Annotated in this window: 18 protein-coding genes; 13 read left to right on the top strand and 5 right to left on the bottom strand. The window is 62.9% G+C overall.

Features of this window, described 5'->3' with window-relative positions; translation table 11 throughout:
- Nucleotides 1–146 precede the first annotated feature (146 nt).
- Nucleotides 147–1,115 carry a methylenetetrahydrofolate reductase [NAD(P)H] gene (gene metF, locus BJI47_RS21590; protein WP_088945630.1) on the top strand — a complete coding sequence of 323 codons (969 nt, stop codon included), beginning with the start codon at nt 147–149 and terminating at the stop codon, nt 1,113–1,115.
- 24 nt (nt 1,116–1,139) lie between these two features.
- On the opposite strand, the gene BJI47_RS21585 is transcribed toward metF, so the two are convergent.
- The 5 genes from BJI47_RS21585 to BJI47_RS21565 form a co-directional block, all read right to left on the bottom strand.
- A complete protein-coding gene (locus BJI47_RS21585; protein ID WP_088945629.1) occupies nt 1,140–2,357 on the bottom strand; it encodes a glycosyltransferase family 2 protein in 1,218 nt (405 codons plus the stop codon).
- A gap of 10 nt (nt 2,358–2,367) precedes the next feature.
- The gene (locus BJI47_RS21580; protein ID WP_176224994.1) at nt 2,368–3,018 is read right to left on the bottom strand and encodes a DUF3153 domain-containing protein; all 651 of its coding nucleotides are present in this window, start codon (nt 3,016–3,018) and stop codon (nt 2,368–2,370) included.
- Nucleotides 3,019–3,115: 97 nt separating this feature from the next.
- Nucleotides 3,116–3,967, bottom strand: a complete 852-nt coding sequence (locus BJI47_RS21575) for a carotenoid biosynthesis protein (RefSeq protein ID WP_088945628.1) — start codon at nt 3,965–3,967, stop codon at nt 3,116–3,118.
- A complete protein-coding gene (locus BJI47_RS21570; RefSeq protein ID WP_088945627.1) occupies nt 3,964–5,574 on the bottom strand; it encodes an NAD(P)/FAD-dependent oxidoreductase in 1,611 nt (536 codons plus the stop codon). Before BJI47_RS21570 ends, BJI47_RS21575 begins: the two co-directional genes overlap by 4 nt.
- Before the next feature lie 23 nt (nt 5,575–5,597).
- Nucleotides 5,598–6,191, bottom strand: coding sequence for an N-acetyltransferase (locus BJI47_RS21565; protein WP_088945626.1), 594 nt, complete (start codon nt 6,189–6,191; stop codon nt 5,598–5,600).
- Nucleotides 6,192–6,419: 228 nt separating this feature from the next.
- On the opposite strand from BJI47_RS21565, the gene BJI47_RS21560 reads away from it, so the two are divergent.
- From BJI47_RS21560 to murG, 12 genes are all read left to right on the top strand, one after another.
- Nucleotides 6,420–6,869, top strand: coding sequence for an SAV_6107 family HEPN domain-containing protein (locus BJI47_RS21560; protein WP_088945625.1), 450 nt, complete (start codon nt 6,420–6,422; stop codon nt 6,867–6,869).
- A 243-nt stretch (nt 6,870–7,112) separates the two neighbouring features.
- On the top strand, nt 7,113–7,553 hold the full coding sequence (locus BJI47_RS21555; RefSeq protein ID WP_088945624.1) for a DUF3040 domain-containing protein: 441 nt from the start codon (nt 7,113–7,115) through the stop codon (nt 7,551–7,553).
- A gap of 452 nt (nt 7,554–8,005) precedes the next feature.
- Entirely contained in the window at nt 8,006–8,437 is a 432-nt protein-coding gene (gene mraZ, locus BJI47_RS21550) for a division/cell wall cluster transcriptional repressor MraZ (protein ID WP_088945623.1), read from the top strand.
- 211 nt (nt 8,438–8,648) lie between these two features.
- A complete protein-coding gene (gene rsmH / locus BJI47_RS21545; RefSeq protein ID WP_088945622.1) occupies nt 8,649–9,725 on the top strand; it encodes a 16S rRNA (cytosine(1402)-N(4))-methyltransferase RsmH in 1,077 nt (358 codons plus the stop codon).
- A complete protein-coding gene (locus tag BJI47_RS21540; protein WP_254900736.1) occupies nt 9,722–10,450 on the top strand; it encodes a hypothetical protein in 729 nt (242 codons plus the stop codon). Before rsmH ends, BJI47_RS21540 begins: the two co-directional genes overlap by 4 nt.
- The gene (locus BJI47_RS21535) at nt 10,447–12,396 is read left to right on the top strand and encodes a penicillin-binding protein 2 (RefSeq protein ID WP_254900735.1); all 1,950 of its coding nucleotides are present in this window, start codon (nt 10,447–10,449) and stop codon (nt 12,394–12,396) included. Before BJI47_RS21540 ends, BJI47_RS21535 begins: the two co-directional genes overlap by 4 nt.
- Nucleotides 12,397–12,585: 189 nt before the next feature.
- Nucleotides 12,586–14,187, top strand: coding sequence for a UDP-N-acetylmuramoyl-L-alanyl-D-glutamate--2,6-diaminopimelate ligase (locus tag BJI47_RS21530; protein ID WP_088945620.1), 1,602 nt, complete (start codon nt 12,586–12,588; stop codon nt 14,185–14,187).
- Nucleotides 14,184–15,713: a UDP-N-acetylmuramoyl-tripeptide--D-alanyl-D-alanine ligase gene (gene murF, locus BJI47_RS21525; RefSeq protein WP_088945619.1), complete on the top strand. Its 1,530-nt coding sequence runs from the start codon at nt 14,184–14,186 to the stop codon at nt 15,711–15,713. Before BJI47_RS21530 ends, murF begins: the two co-directional genes overlap by 4 nt.
- A complete protein-coding gene (gene mraY, locus BJI47_RS21520; protein WP_088945618.1) occupies nt 15,710–16,789 on the top strand; it encodes a phospho-N-acetylmuramoyl-pentapeptide-transferase in 1,080 nt (359 codons plus the stop codon). The genes murF and mraY overlap by 4 nt, the downstream gene beginning before the upstream one ends.
- A 6-nt stretch (nt 16,790–16,795) precedes the next feature.
- Nucleotides 16,796–18,283: a UDP-N-acetylmuramoyl-L-alanine--D-glutamate ligase gene (gene murD, locus BJI47_RS21515; RefSeq protein ID WP_088945617.1), complete on the top strand. Its 1,488-nt coding sequence runs from the start codon at nt 16,796–16,798 to the stop codon at nt 18,281–18,283.
- 74 nt (nt 18,284–18,357) lie between these two features.
- On the top strand, nt 18,358–19,782 hold the full coding sequence (ftsW, locus tag BJI47_RS21510; protein WP_088945891.1) for a putative lipid II flippase FtsW: 1,425 nt from the start codon (nt 18,358–18,360) through the stop codon (nt 19,780–19,782).
- Nucleotides 19,779–20,948 carry an undecaprenyldiphospho-muramoylpentapeptide beta-N-acetylglucosaminyltransferase gene (gene murG, locus BJI47_RS21505; RefSeq protein ID WP_254900734.1) on the top strand — a complete coding sequence of 390 codons (1,170 nt, stop codon included), beginning with the start codon at nt 19,779–19,781 and terminating at the stop codon, nt 20,946–20,948. Before ftsW ends, murG begins: the two co-directional genes overlap by 4 nt.
- The last annotated feature ends 17 nt before the right edge of the window (nt 20,949–20,965 follow it).

Here is a 20,965-nt window from a genome sequence, read left to right as displayed (position 1 = left end):
GGGAAGAGTCGAGTCTCTGGACAGGGGATCCTCCAGTCGAGTGCGGGGTGGGGGTGTGTCACTTTCACACTAGCCGCCACCGCTGATCGATCCCTCTATCGTGAGCCTCCTGTCGCCGCAGTTATCGACGAAACTATGATGTCCCCGTGACATCAGATGCCGTCAGGGGGCGGTCGAGTGAGGGGTGGGTCACCCGAACCCCTTCGATAGTCGATCGTCTACGGACATCGACGGAGTCGAAGATTCCATTTTCGGTCGAGTTTTCTCCACCGCGGGACGAGGCCGCAGAGGCGAGACTATGGCGTGCTGTCCGCGAGTTCGAGCAGATGCAGCCGGCATTCGTGTCCATGACGTACGGCGCAGGCGGTTCGACCCGAGATCGGACAGTCCGAGTAACCGGAGAGATCTCCGAAAACACGACGTTGCTGCCGGTGGCGCACCTGACCGCGGTGTCCCACAGCATCGACGAACTTCGCTCGATGGTCGGCGCATACGCAGATCGTGGGATCTCCAACATTCTGGTGCTGCGCGGCGATCCCCCGGGGGATCCGCTCGGCGATTGGACCAAGCACCCCCAGGGCGTCGAATATGCCGAGGAGCTCGTCAGCCTTGTTAGAGAGCTCGGAGATTTCCACGTCGGGGTCGCGTCGTTCCCCGAGGGGCACTACCGGGCAGTCGATCTCGAACAGGACACCCGTGTTCTGGTGAACAAACTTCGTGCCGGTGCCGAATACTCGATTACGCAGATGTTCTTCGACGTCGAAGATTATCTGCGGTTGCGCGATCGCGTTGCGGCGTTCGACCCCGAGCAAGCGTGCAAGCCCATCATTCCCGAGATCATGCCGATCACCTCGCTCCGTACGGTCCGTCGTGCTCTGTCACTGTCGGGTTCGGCGCTTCCCAGCGAGATCGATGATCGATTCACCAGAGCGGCCGGGACCGGTGCCGAAGAAGACCGAGCTGCGGTTCGCGAAGTCGGAATCGAATTGGCGACGTCGATGTGCGAGCGTCTCATCGCCGAGGGCGCGCCGGCATTGCACTTCATCACTCTGAACTTCGCGCGTGCGACGCGGGAAGTGCTGACCAATCTGGGACTGTGCGCAGCGCGCGTGTGATCTCGACCTGCAATCGGTCAGCTTTCAGGAACGTCTTTCGATCGCCGGGGATTCTTCCTCGGCGATCAGTGGTCGCTGCTTCCACTCCAGGTTTCCGCGTGCGTGCGACCGGTGCGAATCGATCGTGAGCCAGAGATAGATCGCCACTGACAGCGGATGGGCGCTCGACTCGACAGCACAGCGAAAAGTGGTAATCGATCGGCCGGGCATGTCTGCAGATTCGGCTTGCGCAGCAGCGAATCTCGACACCGCTGCTGCGCCGTAGCCGATCCGGCCCCACCGTCGAACCGCACCCGATCCCGCGAGAGCGGCGACGGGCGGAATCAAGTACATCACCGAGACCGCGGACAACACTGCGATCGAACCCCCGGCGCCGCCGAATGCGTTCCACAACCACCGGGAATATCCGGCTCGTAGATCGTTCCCGCCGTCGTACATACGGCATTCGACCAGACCGGCGCCCGAGACGAGAATCGTGTGTCTTCCGCTGCGACGCAATGTGCGAGCAATATCGAGATCCTCGGTGACACTTGCTGCCACGGCAGCGTGCCCGGCGATGTCGCGGTACGCAGCCACGTCGAACATCATGAATTGACCGCACGAGACGGTTGTCGACGGACGTAGTGAACGGTTGGCGAGCCGAATCGGCAGCGTCGACATCCACGAGAATCCCAGTAGCGGTTGTACCAGATGTTCGACGACGCTTCCGCTGATCTGCTTCGGCCATGGACATACCAGTGCAGCGTCGTGGCGGCGCAGTGTCGACGCTGCTGCTGCAATTGCATCCGCCGCGAGACGAACGTCGGCGTCGACGAACACGATTGCGTCGAAATCTTCGTTCATCTCGAACGCGAGACCGGCAAGGGTGCGGCACGCGGCCGCCTTGCCCGTCCACCCAGGAGGTGGCTCGGCACACGATTCGACGACGCTGACTCGGGCGTCGTCGCCGGCAGCTGCTCGGGCCGCCGCGAGGGTGTCATCCGACGAACCGTCGTCGAGTATCAGAATCCGAAGATCACGGCACCGACGCTGAGCCCGGAGGTCCGCAATGAGCAAGGGAAGTTGTTCTTGTTCGTTGCGGGCGGGAACGCAGACCACGATCGAGTCGTGGACGTCGGAATCGGTTGCGCGGGACAGGCGAGGCACTGTGAAGGCGTTGAAGATCGAGATGGCCGCCGTCGATACCGATAGCACCGCGCCGGCAGCGGTCATGCCGGCGATCACTCGGCCGGCGGTAGTCATGAGCGATTCGCTACTTCTTCGACTCGACGAGGCGCACCGGAGGGTTCCTGGTCACCCAGGCCATGGCTCCGACGATCGCCGCGATACCTACAGTGACGCCACCGACGATGCCGGCCCATCCCGCGAAACTGCGGGTGTTGGGATCGGGATAGTTGACCTCGGCTCGCATGCTCGTCACCTCGCCCGCGGGCAACTTCCAGGTGATGATGTTGTCCCCTTCACGAGTGCCGTTGGTCGTCCCGATTCGAGCGGGGAACGCGATGGTGAACTGAACATCGGTGCCCTGCTTGGGGACCGTCTGCAAATCGGCCTTACCTTCGAGCGTTACGGTGTCGCCCGCTCGCTGCATCACGAGCTGGTAGCTCCCCGTTGCTTGATCGGACATGGAACCGAGGGTTTGAAGGTCGCCGAAGGAGAGATCGCTGAAACGTGCTTGGCTGCCGACATATCCGTCCTGCTTGTATTCCGCTACGCGGATCTTGCTCGCGAGCGAAGACGGAGGCGTGAGCACCGGGCCGGTGTCGGTATCGGATGTCGGTATCGTCGCGGCCACGATCTGTCCCGACACGCGGTCGTCTGCAGAGACACCCATCGACACCTGCACCCGAAGGCAACCGGCCAACATCGGCGCTACGAACAGCGCTAATGCGAGGGCGGACATAATTCGACGGTTACGGGTACCTGCACGGAATGTCGACTGCACGTTCGACATCGTGCCAGACGTACGACGCGGTCTGCGCCAGGGAGCCGAAAGAACGTCACCGAGTCCGCGTGCGTCCTCGAGGTTCAGTGGTCGATTTTCTCGAAGTTGCCCATCTTGGCGCCGCCCAAGTCCACAAGAGCGGAACGCCGACTACCCCCATCGCGAAAAATCCGTAGACGGCCGAGTATCGGAGTTCGGGTCCGGTCAGAAGCGCGGCGTGAGCGAGCGCCGAGCCCAGCCACGTCCAGGTGAAGAGCACCAGAGGAGCGGTGTCGGAAATCGGCGACAGCGTCGCGCGGTCAGCTCGAAACCTGCGCCCCAGAGTATCGACGATCAGCGCCATGATGGCTGCGGTGACAAACCACCCCAGATAGTTGCTCACCGGAATCGAGGGGATTCCGGGTAGTCCGGCGATTGGAGACGTCCAGGTCCACTGCCCTTCGGTGACCATCTGCGTGTCGAGGTAGAGATCCCATCCGACCATCCCGACCGCGGTGATCACGACGCGGTGGATTCGTCGACGCTTCGGGGAGGTCGAGGATCGTTGCAACACATAGGACACCGCGCACCAGATCGGATAGAACCCTGCCGTCCACGCCAGTGGGACCACCGCGGGCACGCCCACGATGTCGGGGCCGAGTCGATCGGCTGCGTATCCGTAGCTTCCAAAAGGAAACCCCGTTGCGGTTCCGACTATTTCGGCGATCAGGCCGAGTCCGGCAGTAGTCGCGAACAGCATCAGAGCCCAACCGACACCGCGGGACAAGGCGGCGTGTACGAGCGCGGACGACGCGAGGAGGACGACGACGGCGACGGTGACGACATCGCGTTGCGACCCGGTGGTGAGGGGGTACGAAATCTGGGCCAGTATTGCGGCACCCGCGAGTGCCATGACGAACCTGTTCATCGTCTTCGGTTTCCGATCCAGCGGCGGAGTCTGCCGGCTCGCGCGTCGGCCAGGGCGATTCGAGCCGCACTACGCCCGCTCGCCGCGGACACTCCGCCACCCGGGTGGGTCGAGGCACCCGTCAAATACATTCCCGGAGCTCCAGGCACGCGGTATCCGGCGAGCTGGGGGACCGGTCGCCACATCATCATCTGATCGAGCGACATCTCGACGTGCATGATGTTTCCCCCGATCAAACCGAGCTCGCGTTCGATATCGACGGGCGACTGGACATGTCGGTCGAGAACGGACGCACCGAAGCCGGGTGCATATGCCTCGAGCTCAGCGACGATTCGGTCCGCCTCGAGCTCGGCGAGATCGTCGGCACGGACCTGGTCCGACTCACGCCACTGCCGTCCTCCGGACAAGGTGTGGGGCTGCCACTGAGACCACAAAGAAATCTGATGCTGACCTGCGGGTGCGACGGTTGGATCGATTGCGGTGAACGACATGCCGAGTACTGCAGGCCTCGGTGGGAGTTCACCGGCAGACGCGGACCCGTGGGCCAGACGCAGATGTGCGCGGTCGCGAACCAACATCTGGAGACCCGATGTCGCGTCGGAATCGGCCGCTGCGCTCGAATACTGCGGCAGTGAGTCGGTGGCCAGGCGGACTGCCATGCCGATACCGGGGCCGACCCGAATGTGTCGGCGCCAGGCTTCGATCGCCCGAGGATCGTGGCCGCCTGCCGCGAGAAGGTCGAGAGTGGTCAGAATGTGACAGCCGGCAATGACCATTCGGCTACGGACCGATCGTCCCGAAGATGTTGTGGTCGTCCACTGTCCATCTCTCGGCGAAACTGCCTCGACCGCATCGCCGAGAGAAACCGACCCGCCCGTCGCCGCCAGCCGAGCAATGAGGGCCTCGGTGAGTGCGCCACTTCCGCCGATTGCACGCCCGGGCGGAAGTGTGTGCATCAACGCGGCAAAGCCGACCATGGGGGCAGTGCCGGGCTCGGACATGGGTGGTCCGGATTGCGCGCCGAACCACGCCAGTGCAGCTTTCAGGCGCTCACTCGTGAACAACGCATCGAGCAGCGCGTCGCCGGTAGTGAGGAATTCACGAGACAGTGCGCTTCCGCCGTCGGGGGCGTCGAGACCCCAGAAGGAGCGAAGCAGGCCCGGGCCGGTGGGTGGGGAGGAGAACGCCCGCATAGTCCTCGCGCTTCGTGGTCCCCATACCGCAACGAACTGCCGATAGGCGAGGGCATCGGCGCTCCCGCAGGACCGCGCGATCGACTCGCATGTTCGATCGAGGTCGCGATGAAAAACCAATGCTTCTTCGGAGGAGTTCGGAGCGCCGGGCGCAAAAGCCCAGGGATCACACTCCGCATAGCTCAGGCCGTAACCGGCGAGCTCGAGTTCTTCGATCACTCCGGTGTGACGCACCATGATGTGCGCAGACGACCCTCGGTCGACGCGGTGTCCGGGGAATCTATCCACCGACGACACCGCGCCGCCGGCAATCGTGTCTCGTTCGAGCACCTCGACGGACAGCCCAGCTGCAGCGAGATAGCAAGCCGAGGTCAGAGCATTATGGCCGGAGCCTACTACCACAGCGTCGATCACCGGTCCAGGCTATAGGTCGCCCTTCATTCGAACGGCAGTGCGTGACCCAGCACGGCGAACGGCCGTCGATCGCCAGAAAACGTGAAGTTGCGCAGCACGTCCTCGAATCCGAGCCGGCGGTACAACCGCCAGGCGCGGTTTTCCTCTTGCACGACCTCGGGGGTGGACAGAAGCACGCTCTTTTCGGGTCGATCCTGTAGAAGTCTGCGAGTGAGTGCGCGACCGAGACCATGACCCTGGGCACTCGGTGTGACGTGCAGTTCGGTCAACTCGAAGTAGTCGTCGAGTATTCCGTCGATGTGCTCGTCGGTGTACCCGGATTTGCGCAGCCCGTCGCGCACCTGCTGATGCCACCATTGATTTCGGGCACCGTGATAGCCGTACGCCACGGCGACCAAGGGTGCATCGGGGGTGGAGAGCACGGCTCCGACGCCCCGCCAGCCTGGCCGCGACACATGCTCGATCCACATGGGTGCGCGGTGGTACTCGGTGCCCCGGGGGTAGCCCATGGCCTCGACGTAGATGGCCAGAGCTTCGGGGAGGCGGCGACGAATTTCCTGAGGGGAAAGGTCGACGAGATAGGGGGTCGTTTCCGCATCGGTAGCGACTGTTCTCAACCTTTCCTTGACTACTTGTCGGTGGGCGCAGTTATATTGAATATGTCGAACGAATGTTCGATGTCGGCGATCCGGCGAGGAGCTCGAGGGAAGCGAGACGCGCCGGGTTCCGGCCTTAGAGCTTCATCGTTGTCCGGGCGTGTCGGTAGTACCTAATCCGTGCCACCGAAGCCGAAATATCCGATCGGACGACAACGTGAGGCGAATCGAACGGGAGGTGTTCGAGAAATGGCTACCAAAGTTCTTCGTGCTGACGCACGTCCGCCGGTATCGCCTCGCGCCAGAGCGTTGCTCGGTCGAGCGGATGCACTGCTGTCCGGGTCGGTGGGCGCCGCGGATGCCACCGAGATGTTCCTCGACTGCTATATGGCGGCTCTGCGCGGTGCGGCATCGGTTCTGGAAGCGACCCCGATCGCCGCTTCGCGAGCGCGCTCGCGAAGCGCCTGGGTGCTGATGGCAAAGGCGGCGCCCTCCCTCGATTCCTGGGCCGAGTACTTTTCCGGCTTTTCAGCGACCAGGGCGGCCGTCCAGGCAGGCTTGTCCCGATCGATCGACGAGCGCGACACCGACGAGTTCTACCGCGAAGTAGGTCGATTCCTACACGTGGTGGAGGAGTACATCGGAGCCGATTCACGACTCGACAGGCCTGGGGTCCGTCCGCACTCGATGTCTGCTTGAGCGTCGCGTTCGGTCGCCGGTCGGCGTCCGGGCGCCCGCGTCGGCTACTGCAGATCAGCGACTTCCGACTGCCGATTGTGGCGTTGTGCAGGGGAACTTCGGACATTCTCAGGAATGCATATCGCGAGTAGGTGGTAAGCAGGCGATTCTGCTCGTATTATCGACAGTAGGTAGCCGCCAAGGTCAGCTTCCCGTCGTTTCGCACCCGAAATGACTTTCAATTTCTGTTCAGGGGGAGGTACCGTGCCACTCTCCGAGCACGAGCAGCGCATGCTCGATCAAATCGAGAGCGCTCTCTACGCCGAGGATCCCAAATTCGCCTCGCACGTACGAAGCGGACGCATGCGTACGGCATCGAGCAAACGCCGTTTTCAGGCGGCCGCATTGTTCGCGTTGGGGCTTGTTCTTCTGGTCGCCGGGTTGCTTCTGCCATTCCAGCCCGGCGGTTTTCCTGTTATAAGCCTCGTCGGCTTCGTTCTGATGTTCGGGGCAGGCGTGTTGTTTCTTCGCGGCGGATCACGCAAAGGTGCAGCGCCGTCCGACGGTGACGCATCGAGCGTGAGCGGATCCAATTCCGTATCCGGCCCGAGAAGCTCGGGGCAGAAGTCCAAGCCTGCCCGTAAAGGCGGAGGTTTCGCGTCGCGCATGGAAGATCGGTTCCGTCGGCGGTTCGAGCAGGAGTAAAAACTGTGCGCGCGATTGCGGTCTGATGGACGCGATCGTCGCCCGCAGCGGTTGACGACACAGAACGCGCGGCAGTCGAGCGCGCGATGCTGAAGAACGCGGAAGCGGTGTTCCACCGAAAGGTGGGGCGCCGCTTTTTTGCTGTCCACGTCGCTTTCGACTCGCGGGCGAGTCGAACCGGTGAAACCCCACTTGCACCCACCGCCGCTCGTTCGCGGATCTGTAGTGCTCGGGTCGCGGATCTGAACTGCAGTTTCGTTGTTTGAGCTCACGTAGAGGAATTCCAGATCCGCGCCAGGCGCGCCGGTGGCTCAAATCCTCTCCACTGCCTTCCGCCGCTTTGAGCTGCACTTTCGTGCGGAGTTTTACAAATGAATCCTTGTCAGGGATTGATAGTGGGGGGAAGTGGGGTAAAGTGGTGGAGAGCGAAGGGTTCAGGTAGGAGGTGTCGAATGTTCCTCGGTACCTACACGCCAAAGCTCGACGACAAGGGTCGATTGACGTTGCCTGCGAAGTTCCGCGAAGCGCTTTCTGGAGGTGTGATGGTGAGCAAAGGGCAGGATCACAGCCTCGCTGTATACACCCCGGAAGAGTTTGCCGAGCGGGTTCGCAAGCTCACCGAAGCCTCGCGGTCGAATCCCGTTGCACGTGCGTATATCAGGCAGTTGGGTGCCGGCACCGACGAGCAACAGCTCGACGGGCAGGGGCGGATCATGATCAGCGCCGACCATCGGCGCTACGCAAATCTCGGGCGCGAAGTCGTCGTCAACGGTTCCATCGAGTTCATCGAGATCTGGAACAAAGATTCCTGGACTCGTTACTCGGCGGAAAGCGAGCAGAGCTTCTCCGATGCCTTCGACGAATCCCTCGGAGGGGTTATGTAGCCCTCCGAATAACCGCCGAGTGCCGCGAGGCCTCTGCCCGATCAGAACCCTGACGTTCTTCCCCGACGCCAGGTTTCACAGATCAGGATCCTGACGTTCTTCCCCAACGCCAGGATCCCTATCGGACAGGGACCTCGAAGCATTCGACACAGTTCATCTCTTCGATCCGCTCGCAAAGCACAAGGTGCGTTAAGCAAGACCGGGAGGAATCATGGTGGAAGGCGAGTCTCAGCCGCCTGAACCGGACAACCCTCCTGACGGCCCTGGAAATACCGTAGGACCGTCGCAGGGCTCCAATGCATCGAATAACCCTCGCGCCAAGCATATTCCGGTTCGGTTGGGCCGAGCCGACGAACTGCTGGGTCCAGCACTGACTGCAGTAGGCCCCGGTGGAGAAGGCAGCGTCATGATCGACGCCACCCTCGGGCTCGGTGGCCACTCCGAACACTTTCTGCGCACCTATCCCGGTGTTCGTCTGATCGGTCTCGACCGAGATCCGGCTGCTCTCGATCTCGCGAGTCGGCGCCTATCCGAATTCTCCGACAGGACAACGTTCGTACATACGACGTACGACGGAATCGGAGCGGCGCTCGAAGAGGCAGGTCTGCCCGAGTACGAGTCGGTCCATGCGATTTTGTTCGACCTAGGTGTTTCGTCGATGCAGTTGGACGAGGCCGACCGTGGGTTCGCCTACTCGATAGACGCGCCTCTGGACATGCGGATGGACTCGACGGTGGGGATTACCGCCGCGGACATCCTCAATACCTACAGTCATGGCGACATCGCGCGGGTGCTCAGCACCTATGGCGAAGAGCGGTTCGCGGGTCGTATCGCATCGGCGATCCTTCGTCGTCGAGCGATCACGCCCTTCACCACGAGCGGTGCCCTGGTGGAACTTCTGTACGAGTCGATTCCGGCAGCGACGCGCCGCACGGGCGGGCATCCGGCCAAGCGCACCTTTCAAGCTCTGCGCATCGAGGTGAACGGTGAGCTCGATTCGCTGGAAAAGGCAGTGCCTGCCGGTCTGGATGCACTCTCGATCGGCGGACGGGTGGTTTTCATGTCCTATCAGTCGCTCGAGGATCGAGTAGTCAAGAAGGAGCTCGCTCCTCGGGTCAAATCTCGCAGCCCGGAGGGCCTTCCGGTGGAGCTCCCCGGGATGGGTCCTGAGTTCGCCCTGCTTACCCGAGGAGCCGAACGCGCCTCGGATCAAGAAATCGAAGACAACCCGCGTTCGGCGCCTGTGCGCCTACGTGCAGCCGAGCGCATCGCAAGGAGAGCGGCATGACAATCACCGCGGGTTCGGCAGTAACTCGGCGTGCGCGTCGAACACGAGGGACCTCGGCGGAGACTGGTGCTGCACGCTCCGGTGCTGCACTGCGCGCCTACGAGCGTCGTCAGCAGCGAGCCACGGTACACGCCGGGGACGCAGCGACTACCAGTCACGGCGCTGCTCGCTCCTCTCTGTCCGGGGCGTCGATGACGGCCCGCATTCCGTTCGTCGCTCTGATCATCGGACTGTTGTCCCTCGGGCTCGGTCTGACGCTGCTTCTGACGACTCGCTCGGCAGGGGATTCCTATGACCTGTCCGACGCCAAGGCGTACAACGAGGGTCTCGTTCAGGAACGTGCCTCGCTTCAACGCGACGTCGAACTGGCAGACTCGGCACCAGAACTCGCGAGGCGTGCCGCTGAGATGGGGATGGTGCCCGCGGGGAATGTTGCACGTCTCGTCGTTGCGCCCGATGGTTCCGTGCAGGTGATCGGGACGCCGGCTCCAGCGGAAGGCGAGCCGGTAGCGCCCTTGGATCCACCGGATTCGCAGAGTGTTTCGCCTACACAGTCACCACCAACACTCACTCCGCGTTCGGCTTCTTCTCCCACACGTCCGACACCCGCCACGCCGAACACCTCCATTGACGCTCGAGCCGGGTCTGTCGGTGAACAATTGGTTCCCATGAGTACCCAGTCGGAAAGTCCGTCGCCGGATAGCGCGTCGGGTAGCCGGCAGTGACACGGCCGACCACCGGAACAGCTGGACGTCCACGGTCGACACGTCGAGCACCGGGGGTCGGCGCACGAGACGGCGCCAGGAGGCCCGCGACTCGATCATCAGGATCGTCTCTACGGCCTCGAAACCCTCGTCGAGGACGGTTCGACGCGTCGTCATTCGGTTTTCGGAGCGGGTTCGGTCGAGTTCTGATGTTCGGTGTGCTCGCACTCGTTGCGCTGCAGCTCTTGTGGATCATGGGGGTCGATGGGAGTCGGTTGTCGGCAGAAGCGGCATCGCAACGGACGACGACGCTGGTCGATCCTGCGACCCGAGGCGCGATCACCGATCGCAACGGCAAGCCGATCGCGTTCACGATGGAGGCCAAAGCGCTGACGTTCCAGCCGGTTCGTGTTCGGAAGGAATTGGACGAGGCGCGAGCCAAGGATCCGACCAAGCCCGAAACCGACGATCGTTTGAAGGCCATCGCTGCCGGACTACACGAGGAACTCGGTGACATTGCGAGCGAGAAGGACCTCCTCGCAAAGCTGAAGAGCAACGACGAATTCACCTACCTCGTTCGTGGAGTCGATTCGACGGTCGCAACCAAGATCAGCAAGGAATTCGAAGAAGTAGGACTGGAAAGACAGGACATCCGCGAATACCCGGGTGGATCGCTCGCCGCGAACATGGTGGGTGCAACGGGTTACGACGGACACGGTCTGCTGGGCCTGGAAGATTCGCTCGATTCCACTCTCGCAGGAACCGACGGATCTCAGACGTACGACCGCGGATCCGACGGCGCGGTCATTCCGGGTAGCTGGCGTGACAAGCAACCCGCCGTCAACGGCTCGAGCGTCGAATTGACGATCGACGCCGATCTTCAGTACTACGTGCAGCAACAGGTGCAGTTGGCGAAGGATCTGTCCGGTGCGAAGGATGCTTCCGCTTTTGTGCAGGATGTGCGCACCGGTGAGGTTCTCGCCATGTCGAACGACAACACTTTCAACCCGGGTATCGGGGTCGGCAACAACGACAAGAACAAGCAGATGGGCAACCTCCCGGTCACGACCCCCTTCGAGCCCGGTTCGGTGAACAAGATCATCACTGCGGCAGCTGCGATCGAATATGGTCTGACAACCCCGGACGAGGTTCTGCAGGTACCTGGAAACATCTTCATGTCCGGCGTCTCGGTCAAGGATGCGTGGGAGCACGGTGTAGCTCCGTACACGACGACAGGCGTGTTCGGGAAGTCTTCCAATGTCGGGACTTTGATTCTCGCGCAGCGTGTCGGCGAAGATCGATTCGCGGACATGCTGTCCCGCTTCGGCTTGGGGCAACGTAGCAACGTCGGTCTGCCGTACGAAAGTGCAGGCAGCGTCCCGAGCCGCGACCAATGGTCGGGCGGCACATTTGCCAACCTTCCTATCGGCCAGGGTTTGTCGATGACACTGCTCCAGATGACGGCCATGTATCAGGCCATCGCCAATGACGGGGTGCGGATCCCACCGAGAATCATTCGTTCGACGACGGGTCCGAGCGGCGATACGACCGAAACCGAGCAGCCGGAGGGCGTGTACGTCGTCAGTCCGCAGACGGCGTCGATCGTCCGTGACATGTTCCGCTCCGTCACACAGGACGACACCGGTAACCAACGGGGAACCGGGGTCGCCGCCGGTGTGCCTGGCTACCAGATCAGCGGAAAGACCGGCACGGCGCAGCAGGTCGATCCGGAGTGCAAGTGTTACTCGAACTCGAACTACTGGATCACGTTCGCGGGGATCGCGCCCGCAGACGATCCGCGGTACGTGATCGGAATCATGCTCGACGCTCCGTCCCGGAGCGCCGATGGATCCGGTGGTCAGTCTGCCGCGCCGCTTTTTCACAACATCGCTAGCTGGATGCTTCAGCGTGACAGCGTGCCACTGTCGGCCGACCCCGGGCGCAAACTGGTTCTGCAGGCCGACTGACATGATTACCTTCTGCTCTGTGGCCGCGATCGACGGATCGGACCAACTCCCGATTCGGGTCCGGGTGCACTCGCCGGTAACCTGACTCGTCAGCCTCTTCCGCACATTCGGGGGTTTTGGATATCGGTGTCGACGACCGCGCCCCCGGCGGACCCGAGACATCCTCGCAGCCGGGCAGAAAGGAGCACAGTGACTGTGCCAAAAGTGCCTCAGCCCGCTCCGGCGGCGTTTCGCCCGTCGAAGCCCCCCCACACATCGGTCGAGGTGCTTGCCGACGCGTCGAACGCAGTGGTCGTGGACGATGAGGGGACGCAGCGGATTCCCGTCACCGGCATCGATCTGCGTGCCCAGGGCATCGAGCGCGGCGACCTTTTCGCGGCGCTCCCTGGATCGTCCACCCATGGTGCGGGGTTCGTGGAGGATGCGCTGGACCGGGGTGCCGTCGCTATCCTGACCGATTCCGAGGGCATGGGCATCGTGCGTGGCAAGTATCCACAGTTGCCGGTGCCGGTCTTGCTTCACGAGAGCCCGAGGATGATTCTCGGTACCGTCTCGGCACTGGTATTCGGCAATCCTTCCGAGAATATGACCGTCATCGGCATTACCGGCACGTCCGGAAAGACGACGACGGCGTATCTCCTCGAGGCGGCCTTGGTCGCTGCAGGCAGAGTGACGGGGTTGATCGGGACAATCGAGACGAAGATCGCTGGTTCCCGGGTGCCAAGTGCCCTCACGACTCCGGAAGCACCTCAATTGCACGCGTTGTTTGCGGTGATGCTCGAGCGCGGCATCGATACGGTGGTCATGGAGGTGTCCAGTCATGCGTTGGCGCTGGGCCGCGTCGACGGCACGGTGTTCTCTGTCGGCGCTTTCACCAACTTGTCACAAGATCACCTGGACTTTCACGGTTCCCTGGAGGACTACTTTCAGGCGAAGAGTCGACTGTTCACCGCTGAGTCGCGTGTCCGAAGCCGCTCGGCCGTCGTGTGTATCGACGACGATTGGGGAAAGCGGATGGCCGACATAGCTCGTGCGGCAGGAACGAGTGTCGCGACCGCCTCGGTCGCTGCGCACTCCGATTGGACGATCGCGGACTGGTCGAAGCAAGCCAACGGTACGCAGACTTTTTCGATCGTCGAACCGGGCGGTGCGAGGTACCCCGCCGAGATTCGGCTACCCGGCCGATACAACGTTGCCAATGCGGTACTCGCCGCTGCAGCATGTTCGGCGGCAGGGGTGGACGTCCGCCGCGCGATTCGCGGTATGTCCGAGGTCGACGTCCCGGGCCGGGTGCAACGCATTGTTCGCGGCCAAGACTTTTTGGCAGTGGTCGACTACGCACACAAGCCTGCCGCAGTGGAAGCAGTCATCGAGACTTTGCGAGAACAGACCTCGGGGCGGATTGCAGTGGTCCTCGGTGCAGGCGGTGATCGAGACAAAGCGAAGCGACCGTTGATGGGTGCCGCCGGAGCGCGCGGGGCCGACCTGCTGGTGATCACCGATGACAATCCGCGCTCGGAGGACCCGTCGGCGATCCGTGACGCGATGTACGACGGCGCGTTGGCCGTCGACCCGCAGGCGCGCGGTGAGGTCCGAAATGTGGCCGGCCGAGAATTCGCCATCACCGAGGCTGTCGAGTGGGCCCGTGCGGGCGACGTCGTTCTGGTCGCAGGAAAGGGTCACGAAACCGGACAGGACATCGCGGGTGTGAAGTATCCATTCGATGATCGGGTGGTTCTCGCGGCCGCCATCGACAGCAGGATCGACGCACAAGCAGGAGATCCATCGTGAAAGCATTGACGCTCGACCAGATCGCGAATATCGTCGGCGGGACTCTGCACGACGTACCGGACCCGTCGCGGACAGTCGACGGGTCGGTCGAGTTCGATTCCCGCAAGGTAGCCGCGGGAGGTCTGTTCTTGGCGTTGCCGGGAGCAAAGGTCGATGGGCACGACCACGCAGCCGCAGCAGTGGCCGCCGGTGCCGTGGCAGTCTTGGCTGCCCGTCCCGTCGGGGTGCCCGCCATCGTCGTCGAGCCCGTCCCGCATGACGGTCGAGCTATGGCTCTCGAGCATGATCGCGACGGATCAGGAGCCGCGGTTCTCGGCGCGTTGGCTGCATTGGCTCGTGCCTCTGTCGTCGACCTGGCGAATACGACGTCTCTGACGGTTGTCGGCGTGACCGGATCCTCGGGAAAGACATCGACGAAGGATCTGCTCGCCTCGGTACTGGCACCGCTGGGTTCGGTTGTTGCGCCGCCCGGGTCGTTCAACAACGAACTCGGCCATCCATGGACGGCCCTTCGGGCCGACGAAACCACGAAGTTCTTGGTTCTCGAGTTGTCGGCGCGAGGTGTGGGTCACGTTGCCGCTCTGGCCGCTATCGCGCCTCCGCGAATCGGCGTCGTCCTGAACGTCGGAACGGCTCACCTCGGCGAGTTCGGCTCGAGAGAAAAGATCGCGCTGGCCAAGGGTGAATTGATCGAAGCGCTTCCGAATGCCGCGGACGGCGGAGTGGCGATTCTCAACGCGGACGATCCGCTGGTGTTGTCGATGCGGTCACGGACGTCGGCTCGAGTGGTCACTGTGGGGCATTCCGTGGAAGCCGATGTTCGAGCAACGGACGTCGAGCTCGACGCCGACGCGCGTGCGAGCTTCACACTCGTCACCTCTGCCGGGAGCATCGGCATCGCTCTCGCCGTCCACGGTGAACATCAGGTAGGCAACGCACTGGCAGCGGCCGCGGTGGCCATCGAATGCGGCGCGAGCCTCGAGATGATCGCGACCGCGCTTGCCGGTTCCAATGCCACCTCGGTTCGTCGGATGGATGTTCGTACCCGTCCTGACGGGGTGACCGTCGTCAACGATTCGTACAACGCCAATCCCGATTCGATGCGCGCTGCGCTCAAAGCATTGGTTTCGATGTCACGCTCGGGCAGCGGGCCGCGTCGGCGGACGTGGGCCGTATTGGGTGAAATGGGCGAACTGGGTCCAGAATCAGTCATCGAGCACGACGCGATCGGAAGGCTGGCCGTGCGACTCGATGTGAGTCGTTTGGTGATCGTCGACTCCGGTCGTCCGACACGAGCGCTCCACCAGGGTGCGGTGATGGAGGGGTCGTGGGGCGAGGAGTCGATGCTCGTGTCCGACGATGCAGAGGCGATAGCGGTTTTGCGACGCGAGGTGCTGCCCGGTGACATCGTCCTGGTGAAGGCTTCGCAGTCGGTGGCGTTGTGGTCGGTGGCCGATGCGTTGATGGAAGCCCCGAACGAGGTAGATGGAGAGAACGAGACGATGACACCGGAGGAATCGCAGTGAGACAGATCCTCTTCGCCGGAGGCATTGCACTCGCTGTGGCGATCCTGCTCACGCCTGTGCTGATCAAGGCGTTTTCGAAGCAAGGATTCGGGCAGGAGATTCGGGTCGAGGGGCCCGCAAGTCATCAGTCCAAACGCGGGACTCCCACCATGGGCGGTGTTGCGATCCTCGCCGGGCTGTGGGCCGGGTACTGGGGTTCGCATCTCATCGGTATCGGTTACGAAGCGGATGGACCGTCGGCTTCGGCCCTTCTGGTTCTGGGCTTGACCACGGTGCTGGGCCTGGTGGGTTTCCTCGACGATTTCATCAAGATTCGTAAGCAGAGAAATCTTGGCCTGAACAAGACCGCCAAGCTGGTGGGGCAACTTTTCGCCGCTGTAATCTTCGGCGTGCTTGCCCTGCAGTTCCGAGGGCCGAACGGGCTTACCCCCGGAAGTACCCAACTGTCCTATGTGCGCGACATCGCCACCGTCAGCATGGGTTCGATCGTTTTCATCGTGTGGTGTTACTTCTTGGTGACGGCCTGGTCCAATGCCGTCAATCTCACCGATGGTCTCGACGGGCTGGCGGCGGGCTCGATGACATTGGTACTCGGCGCTTACACGGTCATCACGTTCTGGCAATACCGCATGGCGTGTTCCACGAACCCCGGGCCAGGATGCTACGACGTTCGCGATCCGCTCGACCTCGCCCTCATCTGTGCGGCCGCGGCGGGTGCATGTATCGGATTCCTATGGTGGAATGCCGCGCCCGCAAAGATATTCATGGGGGACACCGGATCCTTGGCGCTGGGCGGTCTGCTTGCCGGATTGTCCATCGTGACGCGAACCGAGCTGATCATGGTGGTCATCGCTGCACTGTTCGTTGCCGAAGCAGCGTCAGTCGTGATTCAGGTTGCGGTCTTCCGCTCCAGTCGACGACGAGTATTCCGAATGGCCCCGTTCCATCATCACTTCGAGCTTGCCGGGTGGGCGGAAACCACGGTAATCATCAGATTCTGGCTTCTGGCCGCCATCGCGTCGGCCGTCGGGCTTGCGCTGTTCTACAGCGAATATCTCGCTGCAATCGGAGGGTAGATACACGTGTCCGAGACTGCCGACGCGACCGGATACGACGAAGATCTGACGTGGCTACGCGGACGGACCGTCCTTGTCGCCGGCTCTCGTGTGTCCGGCTTGGCGACGGTGGCGCCGCTTCTCGAGTTGGGCGCGGAGGTTCTGGTCACCGACTCGGATCCGGGAGCGCTGGACAACGCCCGCGCACTCGGGGCGGGCGTGGTGTTGCAGGACGAGCTACTTGCCGACTCCGATCGAATCGGTGCAATCGCGCTGGTCGTGACGAGCCCTGGTTTGCGAGCTGATTCGCTGGTTTTGGCGGCGGCCGCGAGCCGCGGTGTTCCCATCTGGGGTGATGTCGAGTTGTCGTGGCGGATCGATCGTGCCGGACTCTACGGCCCGCCGACGAGGTGGTTGGTCGTCACCGGTACCAACGGAAAAACTACGACGACGTCGATGCTGGCCTCGATATTGAAGTCCGCAGGGATCGACAGCGTCGCGTGCGGGAACATCGGCCTGCCGATCCTCGATGCCCTTCGACTCTCGCCGCATCCTCAGGTGTTGGCCGTCGAACTGTCGTCTTTCCAGTTGTTCTGGGCGCCATCGGTGCGTCCCGCCGCGGGTGCTGTGCTCAATATTGCCGAAGACCATCTCGATTGGCACGGCGGCATGAATGGTTATGTCGAGTCCAAGGCCCGCGCGCTGAACGGTGAGATCGCTGTGGTCGGTCTCGACGATGCCCGCGCCGCCGTGCTCTCGGCGACGTCGACGGCCGGCCGAGTGATCGGATTCCGACTGTCCGAGCCTGCGGCCGGCGAATTCGGCATCATCGGTGACCATCTGGTGGACAACGCGTTCGCAGATCGCGAGCAGATCGTGCCGGTGACGGCGGTAGTACCCGCCGGTCCCGCCGGGTGGATGAACGCACTTGCGGCGTCTGCTCTGGCTCGCTCGATCGGCGTCGATGCGGACCATGTGGCCGAAGGTATCCGTACTTATCAGGTCGGGCCCCATCGAGGCGCCGTGGTTCGCATCACGAACGAAGTGACGTTCGTCGATGACTCGAAGGCCACGAACCCGCATGCTGCGCGGTCGTCGCTCCTCGCGTATCCCCGCGTCGTATGGATCGCAGGGGGGCTGCTGAAGGGCGCTGCCATCGACGAGCTCGTCGTCGAAATTGCCCCGCGTCTCGTCGCCGCACTTGTCATCGGCCGCGATGGGATGCAGATCGCAGAGGCGGTGGCGCGACACGCGCCGGATGTTCCCGTTGTGCGGTATCCGGCGGGAGACGATGCTGATGTGACTCATGTTGCTGAAGATGCTGACGTAGTGATGCGGGCGGTCGTCCAGGAGGCAGCACGTCGAGCGCGGCCCGGCGACGCCGTATTGCTTGCCCCGGCAGCGGCGTCTCTCGACATGTTCGTCGACTATGGGCATCGCGGTCGCAGCTTTGCCGAGGCCGTAGTCGATCTCGACTCCGCAAATATCGGTCACGCCATTGGGCCGATGTCGTGAGTACCGCTTCCGGCCGATCCCGGCCCGACTCTGGTCAGTCCACGATCGGACCGCGGACCAGGATCGGCTTGTGGATGCGCCGACCGCTCGCGTCGTTCCATTTGATTGTCACCATCGCTGCGCTACTCACCATCCTCGGGCTGGTCATGGTCCTGTCCTCTTCGGCTGCCGAGGCCTATGCGACGGACGGCTCCGCCTACTCCCTCTTCACTCAGCAGCTGATCGGCGTCGCCCTCGGCGTCGTAGCGTTCTACATTGCGCTGCGTATGTCGGTTCGGATGCTTCGAAAGCTGTCGTTTCCACTGTTCTGCATCTCGGTGGTCATGCTGATGCTCGTCTTGATTCCGGGTGTGGGGTCCGAGGGCGCGGACGGTGCGCGTCGATGGTTCAACGTCGCCGGTATCTCGTTCCAGCCGTCCGAACTCGCCAAGGTCACACTCGTCTTGTGGGGTGCTCATCTGTTGGCCTCGCGGCGAAGCGAGCACGCCAGCTTGAAGTCACTCCTTATCCCGTTGGTACCTGCATCGTTGCTGATGTGCGCGCTGGTAGTGCTGCAGCCTAACTTGAGTACGGCCATCGCCATCGGCATCATCCTCGTCTCGCTTCTATGGTTCGCCGGGCTCAATGCTCGCTTGTTCGGAATTCTGGTCGTCGGCGGAATCGGCGCCGCAACCGTACTGGCATTCACTGCGGGCTATCGCTCGAACCGAATCAAAGGTTGGCTCAACCCGGGGGACGATCCGCAGGGTCTGGGATATCAGTCCAAGCAAGCGAGATACTCCCTGGCCGACGGCGGACCCTTCGGCGTCGGACTCGGTCAGAGCCGCGCCAAGTGGAGCTACCTTCCCAACGCGCACAACGACTTCATCTTCGCGATCATCGGCGAGGAACTCGGCTTCATCGGGTGCCTGGCAGTGTTGGGTCTTTTCGCCCTCTTCGTGTACACCGGCCTCCGCATCGCCATGCGATCGGTCGACCCGTTTCTTCGTCTACTCGCCGCCGGTTCGACGACCTGGATCTTCGCCCAGGCGATGATCAATATCTGCTATGTCGTCGGGTTGCTTCCGGTGACGGGTCTGCAGCTGCCGCTGGTCTCGTACGGTGGATCATCGACCGCGATCACGCTGCTCATGTTCGGAATTATCGCCAACGCTGCGAGACATGAGCCGGAGGCGATCGCGGCACTGCACGCAGGCAGAGACAGTCGTCTCGATCGAGTACTTCGGCTCCCGATGCCCGCATCGTTCTCGCCTCTGCGCGCCGCCGCCGCTCGATCCAAATCGACCAGGCCTGCCCTCGACCAGGAGGCCCGTCGCCGGCTTGCGGCACGTGCAGAGAGCGGTCGTTCGGCCGCGCGTGAACACGCACAGGTAGGCGGCGCACCGAATCGAGCACGTCGTCAAGCCCCAGGTGAGCAGCGGTCCGATCCACGCCGTCGGGTGCCGAGGCAACCCGGCGCGCGACGCAACCACCCCGATGGGCAAGGATATCGACGGTGAAAGCACGAACTCGACCGCCGGTCACCAAAGCACTGTCCGTCGTCGTAGCGGGCGGAGGAACTGCAGGGCACATCGAGCCTGCCCTTGCCGTCGCCGACGCACTACGCGCGCTCGATCCCGAGATTTCGATCACCGCGCTCGGAACCGAACGAGGCCTCGAGACCACCCTCGTGCCGGCGCGCGGATATCCGCTCGCGCTGATTCCTCCTGTTCCGTTGCCGCGCAAACCAACCCTCGACTTGCTGCGATTGCCAGGAAAACTCGTTCGCTCGGTCCGTAGGACCAAAAAAGTGTTCTCCGAGACCGAAGCTGACGTGCTTGTGGGATTCGGCGGATACGTCGCTCTCCCCGCATACATCGCGGCGAGGTGCGCGCGCGGCAGTCGACGCATACCGATTGTTCTGCACGAGGCCAACGCCAGCGCAGGGATCGCCAACAAGGTCGGCGCCCGTCTGGCTACTCGCGTGCTGGCGGCAGTGCCGGGATCGGGTGTATCCGCTCGCGGTGCGCAGGATGCCGAGATAGTGGGAATACCTGTTCGACCTACGATCACCGGGCTGGACCGAGCTTCTCGTCGTGCAGAAGCGCGAGCCCATTTCGGGTTGCCCGGGGACGGCCCCGTGCTGCTGGTGTTCGGCGGATCGCAAGGCGCACGCTCGCTGAACGAAGCGGTGTCGGGAGCCGCAGCCGAACTCGCCGCCGCGGGGGTCTCGGTCCTGCACGCACACGGCCCGAAAAACACAGTCGACGTCGAACCGATCGAAGGCGCAAAGACTGCGTACATCGCTGTTCCGTACCTCACCCGCATGGATCTGGCCTACGCAGCCGCGGATCTGGCGATGTGCCGCTCCGGCGCCATGACCGTTGCCGAGGTGTCGGCGACGGGGCTGCCCGCTGTGTATGTTCCGTTGCCGCACGGCAACGGCGAGCAAGAGTTGAACGCTCGACCCGTCGTGAATGCGGGCGGCGGGATACTGGTGCAGGACGCGCAGATCGACGCGGCCTACGTCGGTAGCACGATCGTCGATTTGATCACCGATACCGAGCGAATCGCTGCTATGTCCATCGCAGCGGGGAGTGCGGGTCACCGTGACGCTGCAGCTACGGTTGCGGAGATCGTGGTAGACGTCGCCTCGGCTCGACCAAACGAAGCGTCACTGTCGTGACGGGTGAAAGGATGGAC

This window comes from Rhodococcus sp. 1168, from assembly GCF_002091955.1.
Lineage (GTDB): Bacteria > Actinomycetota > Actinomycetes > Mycobacteriales > Mycobacteriaceae > Rhodococcoides.
This window is presented reverse-complemented; position numbering and strand designations above follow the sequence as displayed.

Coding starts and splice junctions, on each gene's coding strand:
- BJI47_RS21585 (WP_088945629.1), bottom strand. CDS start 2,357: ATGACTACCGCCGGCCGAGTGATCGCCGGCATGACCGCTGCCGGCGCG.
- BJI47_RS21575 (WP_088945628.1), bottom strand. CDS start 3,967: ATGAACAGGTTCGTCATGGCACTCGCGGGTGCCGCAATACTGGCCCAG.
- BJI47_RS21560 (WP_088945625.1), top strand. CDS start 6,420: ATGGCTACCAAAGTTCTTCGTGCTGACGCACGTCCGCCGGTATCGCCT.
- mraZ (WP_088945623.1), top strand. CDS start 8,006: ATGTTCCTCGGTACCTACACGCCAAAGCTCGACGACAAGGGTCGATTG.
- BJI47_RS21580 (WP_176224994.1), bottom strand. CDS start 3,018: ATGTCCGCCCTCGCATTAGCGCTGTTCGTAGCGCCGATGTTGGCCGGT.
- BJI47_RS21540 (WP_254900736.1), top strand. CDS start 9,722: ATGACAATCACCGCGGGTTCGGCAGTAACTCGGCGTGCGCGTCGAACA.
- ftsW (WP_088945891.1), top strand. CDS start 18,358: ATGCGCCGACCGCTCGCGTCGTTCCATTTGATTGTCACCATCGCTGCG.
- rsmH (WP_088945622.1), top strand. CDS start 8,649: ATGGTGGAAGGCGAGTCTCAGCCGCCTGAACCGGACAACCCTCCTGAC.